Raw genomic sequence first — 15636 nt, forward strand, 5'->3', positions numbered from 1 at the left:
TTCTATTTAAGGAATCCTTGATAATGACGCATTACTAATTGAGATTCAATTTGTCTTACAGTTTCTAACGATACACTGACCATAATTAAGAACATTGTACCTCCAAATTGAATACCCTTAAATGGCGTATGTGCCGATATTATTATAGGGAAAAGTGCTATGATTGACGCATATATTCCACCTATTACAGACACTTTATTTAATATCTTCTCTAAATATAATTCAGTTTGTTTTCCTGGTCTTATACCTGGTATAAATCCAGCAGACTTATGCATGTTTTCAGCCATCTCTTCTGGTTTAAATGTAATTTGTGAATAAAACCAAGTGAAGAATATAACTAATATTGCATAAACAACTGCATGTGACCATGTGTTGGTACTGAATATATTCCACGGACTATTCGAATTAATAAATGCATAGAAAGAAGTTTTTGAGAAGAATAATTGAGTAATTACTGGAACAAATTGAAGTACTGACATAGCAAATATTATTGCTATAACAGCAGATCCGATTATGCTTATTGGAATATGGGTTGTTTGACCTTTATAAGTCTTATTTCCAACAGCTTTTCCAGCGTACTGAACGTGAATCCTTCTTTCTGCTAATGTCATATATATTATTGACAACAAGATAGCTAATGATACTACTAATAGCATTGCTACTGCTACTCCAGTAACAGCTCCGGTTTCTTGAGACTTTATAATTTGATTTACTAGAGTTGGAAATCTAGAAATTATATTTACAAAGATTATCAAAGAAAGTCCGTTTCCAATACCTTTTACTGTAATCTGATCCCCTAACCACATTAAGAATGTACTTCCTGCAATAAGAGGAACTAAGATTAACATAACTCCAAGGAATGAACTATCAGTAACAACTCCTTGATTATAAATATACATATAAGATGCATATGCCATTATAATTGATATAGGTATTGATATATATCTTGTTATGTTTTGTATTTTCTTTCTTCCGTCTTCGCCTTCCTTAGATAGCTGTTCCAACTTTGGAATAGCTATTGTAAGAAGCTGCATTATAATCGATGCATTGATGTATGGTGATACAGCCAATGCAAAGATACTAAATCCGCTAAAGGCACCTCCGGATATTAAGTCATAAAAATTTATTAGTGTTCCAGACTGTCCCATACTTGCAGATAAAGCTGCTATGTTGACTCCAGGAACCGGAATAAAGTTTCCCATTCTTAGAACCATCACTAAAAATATGGTGTATAAAATTCTTTTTCTTAGTTCTGGAATTTTCCAGGCGTTACGTAGGGTTGATAGCATTTTTATACCACCTCAACTTTTCCTCCAGCTGTTTCAATCTTTTCAGCTGCTGATTTAGAGAATTTTGAAGCCTTAACAGTTAAGCTCTTTTCTAAGTTTCCATTTCCTAAAATCTTAACTCCGTCTTTTACTTTACTGATTATTCTCTTTTCTAGCAGTAATTCTGGTGTAACTTCTGTTCCATTTTCAAAAACATTTAATCTATCTACATTGATAGCAACATATTCTTTAGCAAATATGTTAGTAAATCCTCTCTTTGGAAGTCTTCTGAATAATGGCATCTGACCTCCTTCAAATCCTGGTCTTACTCCGCCACCACTTCTAGCATTCTGTCCTTTTTCACCTTTACCAGCGTTTCTTCCTAATCCTGAACCTGTACCTCTACCGATTCTCTTAGGAGCTTTTCTGCTTCCTGCTGCTGGTTTTAACTCATGAAGTTTCATCTATCTTGCACCTCCTCGTTAATTATATTTCTTCTACCTTTAGTAGGTAATCAATTTTCTTTATCATACCCATAACTTGAGGAGTACCCTCATGCTCTTTTACTGTTCCAATTTTTCTTAGTCCTAGAGCATTAGCAGTAGCGATATGGTCCTTCTTTCTACCTATTAAGCTCTTAACTAATGTTATTTTCATTTTAGCCAAGGCAATCCCCTCCTTAACCTAAAATTTCTTCAACGGATTTTCCTCTTAGCTTAGCTATTTGCTCAGCTGTTCTTAGGCTTGCTAATCCGTTTATTGTTGCGTTAACCATATTTTTAGGGTTATTTGAACCTAGAGACTTAGCTCTAACGTCCTTTAATCCAGCTAATTCAAGGACCGCTCTTGCTGGACCTCCCGCTATAACTCCAGTACCTTCAGTAGCAGGCATTATTAAAACATCACCCTTACCGAATATTCCGTGTACTGCATGAGGAACTGTAGTTCCAACTATCTCAACAGAAACTAAATGTTTCTTAGCATCTTCTATTGCTTTTCTGATTGCTTCAGGTATTTCTATAGACTTACCAATTCCAACTCCAACGTGTCCGTTCTCGTCTCCAACAACTACTAGAGCGCTGAATCTGAAGTTTCTACCACCTTTAACAACCTTAGTAACTCTATTTATAGAAACAACCTTTTCTTTAAGGTCTAGTGTACTAGGATCGATTCTCATTTATTTTCCTCCTTAATTAGAATTGTAGGCCCGCTTCTCTAGCGCCCTCTGCAAGCTCTTTAACTCTTCCATGATATATGTATCCGCCTCTGTCAAATACAACATCATTGATTCCTTTTTCAATTGCTCTCTTTGCTATAGCTTCTCCAACTAATTTAGCAGCTTCTTTGTTGCTTCCCTTAGCTGTAAAGTCTTTCTCAGTGCTAGAAGCAGCAACTAAAGTTCTTCCAGCTACATCATCTATTATTTGAGCATATATATTCTTTTCGCTTCTATATACACAAAGTCTTGGTCTTTCATTTGTTCCAGAGATTTTCTTACGAACTCTTAAATGACGTCTTTCTCTTTGCGCTTTTCTGTCAGCTTTTTTGAACATTTAGGTTCACTCCTTTCTATTACTTCTTACCAGTCTTACCTTCCTTACGTCTGATAACTTCACCTTCATACTTGATTCCTTTACCCTTGTAAGGTTCTGGTACTCTCCACTTTCTTATGTCAGCAGCCATATCTCCAACTTTTTCTTTATCAATTCCTTTAACTACAACTTTTGTAGCAGCTGGAATTTCAAAAGTTACGCCTTCAACTGGCTCTATTTCTACAGGGTGAGAATATCCTAAGTTCATTACAAGCTTCTTTCCTTGTAATTGCGCTCTATATCCAACACCAACTAATTCTAAAGTTTTTTGGTATCCTTCGGATACTCCTTTAACCATGTTATTTAACAAAGCTCTAGTTAATCCGTGTAGTGCTCTATGATCCTTGTTATCACTTGGTCTAGTAACAACTACTTCATTGCCTTGAACTGTTATTTGTATGTCTTTGTGCATAGCCTTCTCTAATTGGCCTTTTGGTCCTTTTACAGTAACAACGTTCTCTGGAGTTACTGTAACAGTTACGCCATTAGGAATAGCTATCGGTAATCTACCAACTCTTGACATGATTGCACCTCCTATATCCCTTATGGTGTACGGGGAGTTTATCCCCTATACTTATCTATAATAAAATCCATACTAAGATTAAATCTCAATTATTTTACCAAACGTAGCAGATAACTTCTCCACCTACGCCAGCTTTTCTTGCTTCTCTATCAGTTAAAATACCCTTTGAAGTAGAAATTACTGCAACTCCTAGTCCGTTTAATACCTTAGGTACATCGTCCTTTTGGCAGTATACTCTTAAACCTGGTTTAGATATTTTCTTTATTCCAGTTATAACTCTTTCATTGTTAATGCCATATTTAAGTGTTAATCTCATCATAGGCACAACTCCTTCAGAGTACTCCTCAATTTCCTTTATATATCCTTCTTGAAGTAATATATTTGCTATAGCCTTCTTTATGTTTGAAGAAGGTATTTCTACTATCTCATGTTTTACAGCATTTGCATTTCTAATACGTGTTAGCAAATCTGCGATAGGATCCGTCATAACCATTTAATATGCCTCCTTTCTTTACCCAATCAATATTACCAACTTGCTTTTCTGCATCCAGGTATTTCACCTTTGTATGCAAGTTCTCTAAAGCATATACGGCAAATTCCATATTTCTTTAAAACAGAATGTGGTCTTCCACATATTCTACATCTTGTATATGCTTGTGTAGAATACTTTGGTCCTTTTTTCCACTTTTCAATTATAGCCTTACGTGCCACAGTTTTCCCTCCTTATTAATGAGCAAATGGCATTCCAAGGAATCTTAGTAATTCTCTTGCTTCCTCGTCTGTCTTTGCAGTAGTTACAAATATAATATCCATTCCTCTTACTTTGTCAACTTTATCATACTCAATTTCAGGGAATATAAGTTGCTCTTTGATTCCTAAAGAGTAGTTTCCTCTTCCATCAAAAGATTTGTCTGAAACTCCTCTAAAGTCTCTAACTCTTGGTAAAGCTATGCTTACGAATTTGTCAGCAAACTCATACATTTTCTCTTTTCTAAGAGTTACCTTACAACCAATAGCCATATTCTCTCTTATCTTAAAGTTAGCAACTGATTTCTTTGCTCTAGTTAAGATTGGCTTTTGTCCTGTTATTATTTGAAGATCAGAAACAGCAGATTCTAAATTTTTAGCATTCTCCTTAGCTTCTCCTACTCCCATATTAATAACTATTTTCTCTAGTTTTGGCACTTGCATTATGTTTTTATATCCGAACTTTTCCATCATAGCTGGAACTACTTCTTTATTGTATTTTTCTTGTAGTCTTGAAATCATTAGATTTTACCTCCTTTCAAGTATTAGAATGTTTCTCCACACTTCTTGCACACTCTTACTTTAGCTCCATCTTCAAGAATCTTATAGTTGATTCTTGTTACATTCTTGCACTTAGTGCAGTATAACATAACTTTTGAGCTGTAAATAGGTGCTTCTTCTTTTATTATTCCACCTTGCATGTTTGCTTGGCTTGGTTTCTTATGTTTGCTTACTATATTAACGCCACTAACTCTTATCTTACCAGTCTTTGGCATAACTTCTATAACTTCTCCAGTTTTGCCTTTATCTTTTCCAGATATAACCATAACTGTGTCATTTTTTCTTACATGAACTTTCATTATTTAGCTACCTCCCTCTTATAGAACTTCAGGTGCCAATGATAATATCTTGTTAAACTCTTTATCTCTTAGCTCCCTAGCAACTGGTCCGAAGATACGAGTTCCCCTTGGTTGTTTATCATCTTTAATGATTACTGCTGCGTTCTCGTCGAATCTTATATAAGATCCATCTGCTCTTCTTAACCCTTTAACTGATCTAACTATAACAGCCTTAACAACGTCACCTTTTTTAACAACTCCGCCTGGTGTTGCACTTTTAACGCTAGCAACTATTATATCTCCAATGTTTCCATACTTTCTCTTGGAACCACCTAATACTCTTATGCACATAATTTCTTTAGCACCAGAATTATCTGCAACATTTAGTATAGTTTGTTGTTGTATCATGCAAATACCCTCCTTTCAGTACTTAAAAGACTATTTTGCCTTTTCAACTATTTCCACTAGTCTCCATCTCTTGTCTTTAGATAGTGGTCTTGTTTCCATTATTAAAACTCTATCATTAACTTTTGCTTCATTATTCTCATCATGAGCTTTGAATTTAGTAGTTGTATTAACTGTCTTTCCGTAAAGTGGATGACGAACCTTTGTTTCAACAGCTACAACTATAGTTTTATCCATCTTATCTGAAACGACTCTACCAATTCTGGTTTTTCTATTTCCTCTTTCCACAGGGCGAACCTCCTTTCAGCTTTACTGTTCAAAAGCCTTTAACTCTTCTTCTCTTAAAATTGTCTTTATTTGGGCGATTGACTTTTTAACTTCTCTTATCCTCATTGGATTTTCTAACTGACCTGTAGCTAATTGGAATCTTAAGTTAAATAGCTCAGCCTTAAGATCTCCTAATTTAACATTTAAATCTTGAGGATTGCTTTGTCTTAACTCTTGTAATTCTCTAGCCTTCATTGTTTTCACCACCCATTTCCTCAAAATCTCTTCTTGTTACAAACTTAGTTTTTATAGGAAGCTTGTGTGATGCAAGTCTCATTGCCTCCCTTGCAGTTTCTTCATTAACACCTGACAATTCAAATAATACTCTGCCTGGCTTAACTACTGCAACCCAGTATTCTGGTGAACCTTTACCTGAACCCATACGTGTTTCAGCTGGTTTTTCTGTAACTGGCTTATCTGGGAAAATCTTTATCCAAAGTTTTCCACCTCTTTTTATATATCTGTTTATTGCTATTCTGGCAGCTTCTATTTGGTTACTTGTTATCCAACCACATTCAGTTGCTTGAATTGCATAATCTCCATACGCAATAAAGTTACCTCTGGTAGCTTTACCCTTCATTCTACCACGTTGTACCTTACGATGTTTTACTCTTTTAGGCATTAACATGTCGTATTCCTCCTTTCTTACGCGTTAACTTCTTCCTTTTCTACTTTTTTAACTGGAAGAACTTCTCCTTTATAAACCCAAACTTTAACTCCGATTTTTCCGTAAGTTGTATTTGCTTCAGCAAATCCATAATCTATATCAGCTCTTAAAGTTTGTAGTGGAATTGTTCCTTCATGATAGCTTTCTGATCTAGCGATTTCAGCTCCGCCAAGTCTTCCGCCACATGTAGTCTTAACACCTTTAGCTCCATTCTTCATAGCTCTTTGGATTGTTTGTTTCATAGCTCTTCTGAAAGATATTCTCTTTTCAAGTTGTGCAGCTATGTTTTCTGACATTAATTGAGCATCTGTATCAACAGATTTAACCTCAACTATGTTTATAAGTATGTGCTTATCAGTTACGAAAGTTTCCAAAGATTTCTTTAAAGCTTCTATTCCTGATCCACCTTTTCCTATAACAACACCTGGCTTTGCAGTATAGATGTTAAGCTTAACTTTCTTTGCAGCTCTTTCTATTTCTATTTTAGATATTCCTGCGGAATATAACTTGCTTTTTACGAATTCTCTTATCTTGTTATCTTCAACTAGATAATCTGCGAAATTCTTTTTGTCTGCATACCATTTAGCATCCCAGCCTTTGATAACGCCGACTCTAAGTCCGTGAGGATGTACTTTTTGTCCCACTCTAGTTCCCTCCTTCTTTATTAAGCTCTTTCTTTTACAACTAGTGTTATATGACTAGTCTTCTTATTTATTCTAAATGCTCTACCTTGAGCATGTGGTCTAAATCTCTTTAATGTTGGTCCTTGACCCACATGTGCTTCAGCAACAAATAATCTAGTTGAATCTAAGTTATTGTTGTTTTCAGCATTAGCAACAGCAGATTTTAATAACTTATTAACAACTACTGCAGCATCTTTTGGAGTGTATTGAAGAATTGCAAATGCTTCATTTACATTTTTCCCTCTTATTAAGTCAAGTACTACTCCAACTTTCATTGGTGACATTCTTATATATTTAGCTATAGCCTTAGCTTCCATTAATGTATCCTCCTTTCCAAGGTTATCTTACCTTTGATGATTTCTCATTGTCAACGTGTCCCTTGTAAGTTCTAGTTAAAACGAACTCTCCTAATTTATGTCCAACCATATCCTCAGATACATAAACTGGGACATGCTTTCTTCCATCATGAACTGCTATAGTGTGGCCTATCATTTGAGGGAATATTGTTGAACTTCTTGACCAAGTCTTGATAACCTTCTTCTCTCCAGCTTTATTCATCTCATTGATTCTCTTTAAAAGAACTTCTTGCACGAAAGGTCCTTTTTTGATTGATCTACTCACTGATTTTCCTCCCTTCACATACAGCTATGGCAGAAGAGAATTATTCATTCTCTCCACCAACTATTTGCTATTTCTTCTCTTTATTATTAATCTATTTGAATACTTCTTATGCTTTCTAGTCTTAAATCCTAGGGCTGGCTTACCCCATGGAGTAAGTGGTCCTGGTCTACCTACTGGTGACTTACCTTCTCCACCACCGTGTGGGTGATCGCAAGGATTCATTACAGATCCTCTTACAGTTGGTCTCCATCCCATGTGTCTCTTTCTTCCAGCCTTACCGATGTTAACTATGTCGTTAGTTAAGTTAGATACAGTTCCGATTGTAGCTCTGCACTCTATTCTAACATATCTCATTTCACCTGATGGTAATCTTAAAGTTGCATAGTTTCCTTCTTTAGCCATTAACTGAGCTGATGCTCCAGCAGATCTTACTAACTGTCCGCCTTTTCCAGCAGCTAACTCTATATTATGGATTACTGTACCAACAGGAATGTTCTTTAATGGAAGAGCATTACCTGGTTTTATGTCAGCATCTGGTCCTGAAACTACTACGTCTCCAACCTTTAGGCCTACAGGAGCTAGTATGTATCTCTTTTCACCATCTGCATATACTACTAATGATATATATGCTGATCTATTTGGATCATACTCTATAGTAGCAACCTTTGCTGGTATACCATCCTTATTTCTCTTGAAATCTATTATTCTGTATTTTCTCTTTTCTCCACCACCGTGGTGTCTAACAGTTATTTTACCATGAGCATTTCTTCCGCCACTCTTTTTAACTGATACAAGTAGAGATTTTTCTGGACTATTAGTTGTTATCTCTTCAAAAGTAGACATAGTCATTTCTCTTCTTGATGGAGTGGTTGGGTTAAACTTTTTAACTGCCATGTAAATTCCCTCCTTTTTGAGCTTATCTGGCTTTCACCAATACCTGCTTATTTATCTATTATTGCATTCCTTCAAAGAATTCGATTGTCTTACTATCCTCTGTAAGCATAACAACAGCTTTCTTAAAGTCTGCTCTTTTTCCTACATGTACGCCTACTCTCTTAGTTTTTCCTAAGAAATTCATTGTCTTTACATCTTTAACCTTTACGCCAAAAACTTCTTCTATAGCTCTCTTAACTTGAACTTTATTAGCTTCTGGGTGAACTATGAAACTGTATTTCTTTTCAGCCATAGCAGCCATAGATTTTTCAGTGATGATTGGCTTTCTTATTATATCGTGGCTAGTTAACTTCATTATGCGTACACCTCCTCGATCTTGGATACAGCATCCTTAGTTATTATTAGCTTTTCATACTTTAATAAATCATAAACATTTATGTTGTTAACTGGTACTACAGTTACTCCAGGAATGTTTCTAGCTGATTTATATACATTCTCATTTGATTCAGCAGTAACTATTAAAGCTTTCTTAACTTCAAATGCATTTATCATTTTTATCATTTCTTTAGTCTTTGGAGTTTCTAAAGATAAATCTTCTAAAACAATCATCTCATTTTCTTGAACTTTGCTTGTTAGAACTGATTTCATAGCAACTCTTCTCATGCTCTTTGGAACAGATACTCTGTAGCTTCTTGGCTTTGGAGCAAATACTATTCCTCCATGTATCCATTGTGGAGCTCTGATAGATCCTTGTCTTGCTCTTCCAGTTCCTTTTTGTCTCCAAGGCTTAATTCCGCCTCCTGAAACTTCAGCTCTTGTCTTAGCTGATTGTGTTCCTTGTCTTTTGTTAGCAAGTAATGCAACAACAACTTGATGAACAGCAGCTTCGCTTATGTTAGCGCTGAATACTGTTTCTGCTAATTGCATATCTCCAACTTTTTGTCCTTCTTTGTTAAATAATCCTACTGTAGGCATTCTGCATCCTCCTTTCTTCTATAATTAAGCTTTCACGCTATTTCTTATTATTACCATGCCCTTGTTTGGTCCTGGTACTCCACCCTTTATTAAGATAACGTTCTTTTCTGGCATTACCTTAACAACTTCTAGGTTTAATACTGTTGTTTTAACAGCTCCCATGTGACCTGGCATTCTCTTATTCTTGAATGTTCTTGATGGATCTGAAGATGCTCCCATTGAACCTACTGCTCTATGGAACTTAGAACCGTGAGACATTGGTCCTCTATGAGCATTCCATCTCTTTATAGTTCCTTGGAATCCCTTACCCTTAGATATTCCGCTTACGTCAACTTTATCTCCAACTGCAAATATGTCAGCCTTGATTTCAGTTCCAACTTCGTATGCACTAACATCCTCTAGTCTGAATTCTCTTATATATCTCTTTACGTTAACTCCAGCTTTCTTGAATACACCAGTCTTTGGCTTGTTAACAAGTTTCTCTCTTATATCACCAAATCCTACTTGTATTGCTTCATATCCATCGCTTTCTACAGTTTTCTTTTGAAGAACTACACATGGACCAGCTTCTACAACTGTTACTGGAATTACTTTCCCTTGTTCATTAAATATTTGGGTCATTCCTACTTTTTTACCCATTATAGCTTTTTTCATTCAATACACCTCCTAAACATATTAGCGGATCACAGTGTGATCATAATAGTTCGTAATAGTTATCTATTACGCGTACATTTTATGCACGTTTTATAGCTTTATCTCAATATCTACACCTGCTGGTAAGTCTAATCTCATTAATGCATCAACTGTCTTTGGTGATGGATTAACGATATCTATAAGTCTCTTGTGAGTTCTTATTTCAAATTGCTCTCTTGAGTCCTTATACTTATGAGGAGCTCTTAATATTGTAACAACATCTTTCTCAGTTGGTAGTGGCACTGGTCCAGCTACTTTAGCTCCAGTTGACTTAGCAGTCTCAACTATTCTCTCAGCTGATTGATCTAGTATTGTGTGATCAAAAGCCTTTAATCTGATTCTTATTTTTTGTTTTGACATTTTCATTCCCTCCTTTTCTTGTACGCTTACCTTACTACGCACAACAGGGATTTATTCTATAAACTGTTCCGGGTGTTTCCTAATTAACAACACAAAACAGCGCAATATCCCTGTCGTTGGATTCGAAGATCCAAACATACTCAGTGAGAATTCCCCCTAAGTTCGGCAACCTCTCACCTCATCGCACTATAGCTTCACAACTATTTCATTATACTATATTTTTTAAGGCTTTACAAGCATTTTTTATTTTGCATTTTTAGGTATTATTTTGAATACCTCTTTAATGCGCTTTTTAAATTATATAGCTTATTTTTATTTATTTCAATATATTTTTTTAATTTCCACAAATTTATATAATTTACCTAGATTATATAGTTTGTTCAAAAAGAAAAGAGGAATCTAGGAAGACATCTCCCTAATTCCTCTTTTAGAACTCTCCTTGAAATTATATTGCGCTAAAAATAATCTCTAGGCTTTTGATTTGCGCACATCAAAACTTTTCTTTCCACTGACTTTATAAATTTTTGCGCAAAAATTTATAAAGTCAGCTTCCAGCATAAATTCCCATCAGTTCTAATGGTACTTTAAAATTTATTTTAATTAAAAAGATTTAAATTCTTGATTAAAATTACTCTATTATGCTAGTAACAACTCCAGAACCTACTGTTCTTCCACCTTCTCTGATAGCGAATCTTAGTCCTTCGTCCATTGCTACTTCTGTTATTAATTCAACATTCATGTCGATATGGTCTCCTGGCATTACCATTTCCATTCCTTCTGGTAACTTGATTGATCCTGTAACGTCAGTTGTTCTGAAATAGAATTGTGGTCTATATCCATCAAAGAATGGAGTATGTCTTCCACCTTCTTCTTTCTTAAGTACGTATACTTGACCTACGAACTTCTTGTGAGGATGTACTGATCCAACTTTTGCTAGTACTTGACCTCTTTCGATATCTGTTCTTTGGATTCCTCTTAATAGTGCTCCTATGTTGTCTCCAGCTTGCGCTTCGTCTAGTAACTTTCTGAACATTTCTATTCCTGTTACTACTGTCTTTCTCTTCTCTTCGCTTAATCCTACGATATCTACTTCGTCTCCTACGTGTAGTATTCCTCTCTCAACTCTTCCTGTTGCAACTGTTCCTCTTCCAGTGATTGTGAATACATCTTCTACTGGCATTAAGAATGGCTTATCTGTTGCTCTTTCTGGAGTTGGGATATAGCTATCTACTGCTTCCATTAATTCAACTATACACTTAGTTGCTTCTGGATCTGTTGGATTTTCTAATGCTTTTAATGCTGATCCTACTATTATTGGAGTATCGTCTCCTGGGAAATCATACTCATTTAATAGTTCTCTTACTTCCATTTCTACTAATTCAATTAGTTCTGGATCGTCTACCATATCTGCTTTATTTAAGAATACTACTATGTAGTTAACTCCAACTCTTGAAGCTAGTAGTATATGCTCTCTTGTTTGAGGCATTGGACCATCTGCTGCTGATACAACTAGTATAGCTCCGTCCATTTGTGCTGCTCCTGTTATCATGTTCTTAACGTAGTCAGCGTGGCCTGGGCAGTCAACGTGTGCATAGTGTCTGTTCTCTGTTTGATACTCTACGTGTGCAGTGTTGATTGTAATTCCTCTTTCTTTTTCTTCTGGTGCCTTATCTATTTCGTCATACTTAAACGCATCTGCATATCCTTGGTTTGCTAAAACCGTTGTGATTGCAGCTGTTAATGTTGTCTTACCGTGGTCTACGTGTCCTATTGTTCCGATATTTACGTGTGGCTTATTTCTTTCAAATTTTGCCTTTGCCATTTTTCTATTCCTCCTTGCAGATCATATATTATTAATATTATTATAATCTTTTTTTATTAATCTTAAAAGTTATAAATTTTTATCGATAAGAATTTTTATTATTTCTTACCAACTATTTGTTCTTGAATGCTCTTTGGAACTTCTTCATAGTGATCGAATTCCATTGAGTAAACTCCTCTACCTTGAGTTCTTGATCTAAGTACAGTTGCGTATCCAAACATTTCTGAAAGTGGAACGAAAGATCTTATAACTTGTGCTCCATTTCTTGGATCCATACCTTCGATTCTTCCTCTTCTAGAGTTTATATCTCCAATAACGTCTCCCATGTACTCTTCTGGTACAACTACTTCAACCTTCATCATAGGCTCAAGTAATGCTGGATCAGCCTTAGCCATAGCATTCTTAAATGCCATAGATCCAGCGATCTTAAATGCCATTTCTGATGAGTCAACATCATGGTATGATCCATCAAATAACTTAACTTTAAAGTTAATTGTTTGGTATCCACCAATAACACCGCTCTCACAAGCTTCTCTAATTCCATTATCTACAGCTGGTATATATTCTCTTGGAATAGCTCCTCCAACTATAGCATTTTCAAATGTATATTCTCCTTCAGTTGGACTCATTTCAATCCAACAATGTCCGTATTGTCCACGTCCACCTGATTGTCTTACAAACTTACCTTCAGCTTGAACAGTCTTTCTGATAGTTTCTTTGTATGCAACTTGTGGTTGACCAACGTTACACTCAACTTTAAACTCTCTTTGAAGTCTGTCAACAATTATTTCAAGGTGTAACTCACCCATACCTGCTATTATTGTTTGACCAGTTTCTTGATCAGTATAAGTCTTAAAAGTTGGGTCTTCTTCTGCAAGTTTTGCAAGTGCAATACCCATCTTTTCTTGACCAGCTTTTGTTTTTGGTTCTATAGCTACACGAATAACTGGTTCTGGGAATTCCATAGACTCTAGGATTACTGGTGCATTATCAGCACATAAAGTATCTCCTGTAGTTGTTTCTTTAAGACCAACTACAGCTCCTAAGTCTCCAGCTCTTAATTCTGCAACTTCTTGTCTATGGTTAGCATGCATCTTAACAAGTCTACCGATTCTTTCTTTCTTACCCTTTGTGGAATTTAATACATATGTACCACTTTCCATTATTCCTGAGTAAACTCTTGTGAAAGCTAATCTTCCAACGAATGGGTCAGTAGCTATTTTAAATGCTAATGCTGACATTGGCTCGTCGTCGCTAGCATGTCTATCCATTTCTTCTCCAGTTGATGGATCTGTTCCCTTTATAGCTGGAATATCTAGTGGTGATGGCATGTAAGCAACTACTGCATCTATCATTTCTTGAACACCTTTGTTCTTATATGATGTTCCACATAGAACTGGTATCATTTGGTTAGATATAGTAGCTTTTCTTATTCCTATCTTTAACTCTTCAACAGTTAACTCTTCACCTTCTAAGTATTTCATCATTAATTCTTCATCTGTTTCTGCAACAGCTTCAACTAATGCCATTCTATACTCTTCTGCTTTATCCTTAAGCTCTGCTGGAACCTCAACCTTTTCTATTTCAGTTCCTAAGTCGTTCTTATGAAGGATAGCAATATTCTCAACTAAGTCTACCATTCCTACGAATTGATCTTCTTGACCTATTGGAATTTGTATTGGAACTGCATTTGCTTTTAATCTATCTCTTATAGAATCTATACAAGCATAGAAATCAGCACCTGTAGCATCCATCTTATTTACATATACCATTCTTGGTACTTCGTATTTATCCGCTTGCCTCCAAACAGTTTCTGTTTGTGGTTCAACTCCACTCTTTGCATCTAAAACTGTTACAGATCCGTCAAGAACTCTTAGAGATCTTTCAACCTCAACTGTAAAGTCTACGTGTCCTGGTGTGTCGATTATATTTATTACATGGCCTTGCCATTCACATGTTGTTGCAGCAGAAGTGATTGTTATTCCCCTCTCCTTCTCTTGCGCCATCCAGTCCATTTGAGATTCACCTTCGTGAGTCTCACCTATCTTATGTGTTTTTCCTGTGTAGAATAATATACGCTCCGTAGTAGTAGTTTTACCAGCATCTATGTGAGCCATGATTCCTATATTACGGAACTTATCTAATGGAAACTCTCTTGCCACTCTTAGTTCCTCCTCTCAGTTGCGATTTAAAATTCGACAAAACTGTTTTGGTTTATAACCAAAACAGTTTTAGTATTAGTATCTGTAATGAGCAAATGCTTTATTCGCTTCTGCCATCTTATGAGTATCTTCTCTCTTCTTAACAGCGGCTCCAGTATTGTTAGCTGCATCCATTAACTCGTTTGCAAGTCTCTCTCTCATATACTTTTCGCCTCTTTTTCTTGCAGCTGCTAATAACCATCTTATACCTAATGTTTGTCTTCTCTCTGGTCTAACTTCCATTGGTACTTGGTAAGTAGCTCCTCCAACTCTTCTTGCCTTTACTTCAAGTAATGGCATGATGTTATTCATTGCTGTTTCGAATACTTCAAGTGCATCTTTTCCAGTTTTCTCAGCTATGATTTCAAAAGCATCGTAGCATATTTTTTGTGCTACTCCTTTTTTACCATCTTCCATTATGCTGTTTATAAGCTTTGTTACAACCTTACTGTTGTATATTGGATCTGCTAGAACGTCTCTTTTTGCTATATGTCCTTTTCTTGGCACTTTTCTTCCCTCCTTAACATTTAAAATTTAAGATCATCGGTACTCGACTCTGCGTCGCAAAGCGCTCTAATCTTCTGCTTCTATATATAATAAACGCTGAAGACATCGCACTAATTAACGAGTTATCAAATTACTTTTGCTTTGGTCTCTTAGCACCGTACTTGGATCTTCCTTGAAGTCTGTTAGCTACTCCTGCACAGTCAAGTGCTCCTCTAACTATATGGTATCTTACACCAGGAAGGTCCTTAACTCTACCACCTCTTATAAGAACAACTGAGTGCTCTTGTAAGTTATGGCCTATTCCACCAATGTATGCTGTTACTTCATATCCATTAGTAAGTCTAACTCTGGCAATTTTTCTAAGCGCTGAGTTTGGCTTCTTTGGAGTAGTAGTTTTAACTACTGTGCATACTCCTCTCTTTTGAGGGCACTCCTTAAGTGCTGGTGCTGTTGATTTAGTTGCTACTGTCTTTCTGCCTTTTCTAACTAATTGGCTTATAGTTGGCATTAAT

26 protein-coding genes are annotated in these 15636 nt (G+C 35.9%); all 26 read right to left on the reverse strand.

From position 1 onward, the window contains the following. Window positions 1-2 precede the first annotated feature (2 nt). On the reverse strand, window positions 3-1289 hold the full coding sequence (secY, locus tag KQH81_RS15475) for a preprotein translocase subunit SecY (protein WP_027637834.1): 1287 nt from the start codon (window positions 1287-1289) through the stop codon (window positions 3-5). A gap of 2 nt (window positions 1290-1291) precedes the next feature. Further along, window positions 1292-1732 (reverse strand): 50S ribosomal protein L15, encoded by a 441-nt coding sequence (rplO, locus tag KQH81_RS15480; protein ID WP_027637835.1) that lies wholly within the window; start codon window positions 1730-1732, stop codon window positions 1292-1294. Window positions 1733-1754: 22 nt separating this feature from the next. Continuing rightward, the gene (rpmD, locus tag KQH81_RS15485) at window positions 1755-1934 is read right to left on the reverse strand and encodes a 50S ribosomal protein L30 (protein WP_027637836.1); all 180 of its coding nucleotides are present in this window, start codon (window positions 1932-1934) and stop codon (window positions 1755-1757) included. A 13-nt stretch (window positions 1935-1947) separates the two neighbouring features. Next, window positions 1948-2445, reverse strand: a complete 498-nt coding sequence (gene rpsE / locus KQH81_RS15490) for a 30S ribosomal protein S5 (protein WP_027637837.1) — start codon at window positions 2443-2445, stop codon at window positions 1948-1950. 16 nt (window positions 2446-2461) lie between these two features. Then, window positions 2462-2821: a 50S ribosomal protein L18 gene (rplR, locus tag KQH81_RS15495; RefSeq protein WP_027637838.1), complete on the reverse strand. Its 360-nt coding sequence runs from the start codon at window positions 2819-2821 to the stop codon at window positions 2462-2464. Window positions 2822-2840: 19 nt separating this feature from the next. Continuing rightward, a complete protein-coding gene (rplF, locus tag KQH81_RS15500; RefSeq protein ID WP_027637839.1) occupies window positions 2841-3383 on the reverse strand; it encodes a 50S ribosomal protein L6 in 543 nt (180 codons plus the stop codon). A gap of 94 nt (window positions 3384-3477) precedes the next feature. Then, a complete protein-coding gene (gene rpsH, locus KQH81_RS15505; RefSeq protein ID WP_027637840.1) occupies window positions 3478-3876 on the reverse strand; it encodes a 30S ribosomal protein S8 in 399 nt (132 codons plus the stop codon). Between the two features lie 32 nt (window positions 3877-3908). Further along, window positions 3909-4094 carry a type Z 30S ribosomal protein S14 gene (locus KQH81_RS15510; protein ID WP_027637841.1) on the reverse strand — a complete coding sequence of 62 codons (186 nt, stop codon included), beginning with the start codon at window positions 4092-4094 and terminating at the stop codon, window positions 3909-3911. A 15-nt stretch (window positions 4095-4109) separates the two neighbouring features. Then, on the reverse strand, window positions 4110-4652 hold the full coding sequence (rplE, locus tag KQH81_RS15515) for a 50S ribosomal protein L5 (protein ID WP_051196169.1): 543 nt from the start codon (window positions 4650-4652) through the stop codon (window positions 4110-4112). 23 nt (window positions 4653-4675) lie between these two features. Beyond that, on the reverse strand, window positions 4676-4990 hold the full coding sequence (gene rplX / locus KQH81_RS15520) for a 50S ribosomal protein L24 (RefSeq protein WP_035770319.1): 315 nt from the start codon (window positions 4988-4990) through the stop codon (window positions 4676-4678). An 18-nt stretch (window positions 4991-5008) separates the two neighbouring features. Beyond that, the gene (gene rplN / locus KQH81_RS15525) at window positions 5009-5377 is read right to left on the reverse strand and encodes a 50S ribosomal protein L14 (protein WP_027637844.1); all 369 of its coding nucleotides are present in this window, start codon (window positions 5375-5377) and stop codon (window positions 5009-5011) included. Window positions 5378-5407: 30 nt separating this feature from the next. Further along, on the reverse strand, window positions 5408-5662 hold the full coding sequence (gene rpsQ / locus KQH81_RS15530; RefSeq protein ID WP_027637845.1) for a 30S ribosomal protein S17: 255 nt from the start codon (window positions 5660-5662) through the stop codon (window positions 5408-5410). A 21-nt stretch (window positions 5663-5683) separates the two neighbouring features. Then, window positions 5684-5896, reverse strand: coding sequence for a 50S ribosomal protein L29 (rpmC, locus tag KQH81_RS15535; protein ID WP_027637846.1), 213 nt, complete (start codon window positions 5894-5896; stop codon window positions 5684-5686). Next, complete coding sequence (gene rplP, locus KQH81_RS15540; protein WP_027637847.1) at window positions 5886-6329, reverse strand: 50S ribosomal protein L16; 444 nt, start codon at window positions 6327-6329, stop codon at window positions 5886-5888. The genes rpmC and rplP overlap by 11 nt, the downstream gene beginning before the upstream one ends. 17 nt (window positions 6330-6346) lie before the next feature. Beyond that, a complete protein-coding gene (gene rpsC / locus KQH81_RS15545; RefSeq protein ID WP_027637848.1) occupies window positions 6347-7012 on the reverse strand; it encodes a 30S ribosomal protein S3 in 666 nt (221 codons plus the stop codon). A gap of 20 nt (window positions 7013-7032) precedes the next feature. Then, a complete protein-coding gene (rplV, locus tag KQH81_RS15550) occupies window positions 7033-7368 on the reverse strand; it encodes a 50S ribosomal protein L22 (protein ID WP_027637849.1) in 336 nt (111 codons plus the stop codon). A gap of 22 nt (window positions 7369-7390) precedes the next feature. Next, window positions 7391-7672 (reverse strand): 30S ribosomal protein S19, encoded by a 282-nt coding sequence (rpsS, locus tag KQH81_RS15555; RefSeq protein ID WP_027637850.1) that lies wholly within the window; start codon window positions 7670-7672, stop codon window positions 7391-7393. A 60-nt stretch (window positions 7673-7732) separates the two neighbouring features. After that, entirely contained in the window at window positions 7733-8566 is an 834-nt protein-coding gene (gene rplB, locus KQH81_RS15560) for a 50S ribosomal protein L2 (protein ID WP_027637851.1), read from the reverse strand. Between the two features lie 58 nt (window positions 8567-8624). Continuing rightward, complete coding sequence (rplW, locus tag KQH81_RS15565) at window positions 8625-8921, reverse strand: 50S ribosomal protein L23 (RefSeq protein ID WP_074845148.1); 297 nt, start codon at window positions 8919-8921, stop codon at window positions 8625-8627. Continuing rightward, window positions 8921-9541, reverse strand: a complete 621-nt coding sequence (gene rplD, locus KQH81_RS15570; protein ID WP_027637853.1) for a 50S ribosomal protein L4 — start codon at window positions 9539-9541, stop codon at window positions 8921-8923. The genes rplW and rplD overlap by 1 nt, the downstream gene beginning before the upstream one ends. Window positions 9542-9565: 24 nt before the next feature. Next, window positions 9566-10195, reverse strand: coding sequence for a 50S ribosomal protein L3 (rplC, locus tag KQH81_RS15575; protein ID WP_027637854.1), 630 nt, complete (start codon window positions 10193-10195; stop codon window positions 9566-9568). 90 nt (window positions 10196-10285) lie between these two features. Next, entirely contained in the window at window positions 10286-10594 is a 309-nt protein-coding gene (gene rpsJ / locus KQH81_RS15580; RefSeq protein ID WP_027637855.1) for a 30S ribosomal protein S10, read from the reverse strand. Between the two features lie 628 nt (window positions 10595-11222). Then, window positions 11223-12416 (reverse strand): elongation factor Tu, encoded by a 1194-nt coding sequence (gene tuf, locus KQH81_RS15585; RefSeq protein ID WP_074845260.1) that lies wholly within the window; start codon window positions 12414-12416, stop codon window positions 11223-11225. 98 nt (window positions 12417-12514) lie between these two features. Next, window positions 12515-14578, reverse strand: coding sequence for an elongation factor G (gene fusA, locus KQH81_RS15590; RefSeq protein WP_027639825.1), 2064 nt, complete (start codon window positions 14576-14578; stop codon window positions 12515-12517). A gap of 75 nt (window positions 14579-14653) precedes the next feature. Further along, on the reverse strand, window positions 14654-15124 hold the full coding sequence (gene rpsG, locus KQH81_RS15595) for a 30S ribosomal protein S7 (RefSeq protein WP_027639826.1): 471 nt from the start codon (window positions 15122-15124) through the stop codon (window positions 14654-14656). Window positions 15125-15254: 130 nt separating this feature from the next. Next, entirely contained in the window at window positions 15255-15632 is a 378-nt protein-coding gene (rpsL, locus tag KQH81_RS15600; protein ID WP_027639827.1) for a 30S ribosomal protein S12, read from the reverse strand. Between the last annotated feature and the right edge of the window lie 4 nt (window positions 15633-15636).

The sequence above is a fragment of the Clostridium cadaveris genome (genome assembly GCF_020911725.1).
GTDB lineage: Bacteria > Bacillota > Clostridia > Clostridiales > Clostridiaceae > Clostridium_X > Clostridium_X cadaveris.

Excerpts from the sequence above, each read along its gene's own strand:
- rpsE (WP_027637837.1), bottom strand. The coding sequence starts at position 2,445 with ATGAGAATCGATCCTAGTACACTAGACCTTAAAGAAAAGGTTGTTTCT.
- rplB (WP_027637851.1), bottom strand. The coding sequence starts at position 8,566 with ATGGCAGTTAAAAAGTTTAACCCAACCACTCCATCAAGAAGAGAAATG.
- tuf (WP_074845260.1), bottom strand. The coding sequence starts at position 12,416 with ATGGCAAAGGCAAAATTTGAAAGAAATAAGCCACACGTAAATATCGGA.
- secY (WP_027637834.1), bottom strand. The coding sequence starts at position 1,289 with ATGCTATCAACCCTACGTAACGCCTGGAAAATTCCAGAACTAAGAAAA.
- rplN (WP_027637844.1), bottom strand. The coding sequence starts at position 5,377 with ATGATACAACAACAAACTATACTAAATGTTGCAGATAATTCTGGTGCT.
- rplV (WP_027637849.1), bottom strand. The coding sequence starts at position 7,368 with ATGGAAGCTAAGGCTATAGCTAAATATATAAGAATGTCACCAATGAAA.
- rpmC (WP_027637846.1), bottom strand. The coding sequence starts at position 5,896 with ATGAAGGCTAGAGAATTACAAGAGTTAAGACAAAGCAATCCTCAAGAT.
- rplF (WP_027637839.1), bottom strand. The coding sequence starts at position 3,383 with ATGTCAAGAGTTGGTAGATTACCGATAGCTATTCCTAATGGCGTAACT.
- rplX (WP_035770319.1), bottom strand. The coding sequence starts at position 4,990 with ATGAAAGTTCATGTAAGAAAAAATGACACAGTTATGGTTATATCTGGA.
- rplR (WP_027637838.1), bottom strand. The coding sequence starts at position 2,821 with ATGTTCAAAAAAGCTGACAGAAAAGCGCAAAGAGAAAGACGTCATTTA.
- rpsJ (WP_027637855.1), bottom strand. The coding sequence starts at position 10,594 with ATGTCAAAACAAAAAATAAGAATCAGATTAAAGGCTTTTGATCACACA.
- rplP (WP_027637847.1), bottom strand. The coding sequence starts at position 6,329 with ATGTTAATGCCTAAAAGAGTAAAACATCGTAAGGTACAACGTGGTAGA.
- rplW (WP_074845148.1), bottom strand. The coding sequence starts at position 8,921 with ATGAAGTTAACTAGCCACGATATAATAAGAAAGCCAATCATCACTGAA.
- rplD (WP_027637853.1), bottom strand. The coding sequence starts at position 9,541 with ATGCCTACAGTAGGATTATTTAACAAAGAAGGACAAAAAGTTGGAGAT.
- rplC (WP_027637854.1), bottom strand. The coding sequence starts at position 10,195 with ATGAAAAAAGCTATAATGGGTAAAAAAGTAGGAATGACCCAAATATTT.
- rpsL (WP_027639827.1), bottom strand. The coding sequence starts at position 15,632 with ATGCCAACTATAAGCCAATTAGTTAGAAAAGGCAGAAAGACAGTAGCA.
- rplO (WP_027637835.1), bottom strand. The coding sequence starts at position 1,732 with ATGAAACTTCATGAGTTAAAACCAGCAGCAGGAAGCAGAAAAGCTCCT.
- rplE (WP_051196169.1), bottom strand. The coding sequence starts at position 4,652 with ATGATTTCAAGACTACAAGAAAAATACAATAAAGAAGTAGTTCCAGCT.
- rpsH (WP_027637840.1), bottom strand. The coding sequence starts at position 3,876 with ATGGTTATGACGGATCCTATCGCAGATTTGCTAACACGTATTAGAAAT.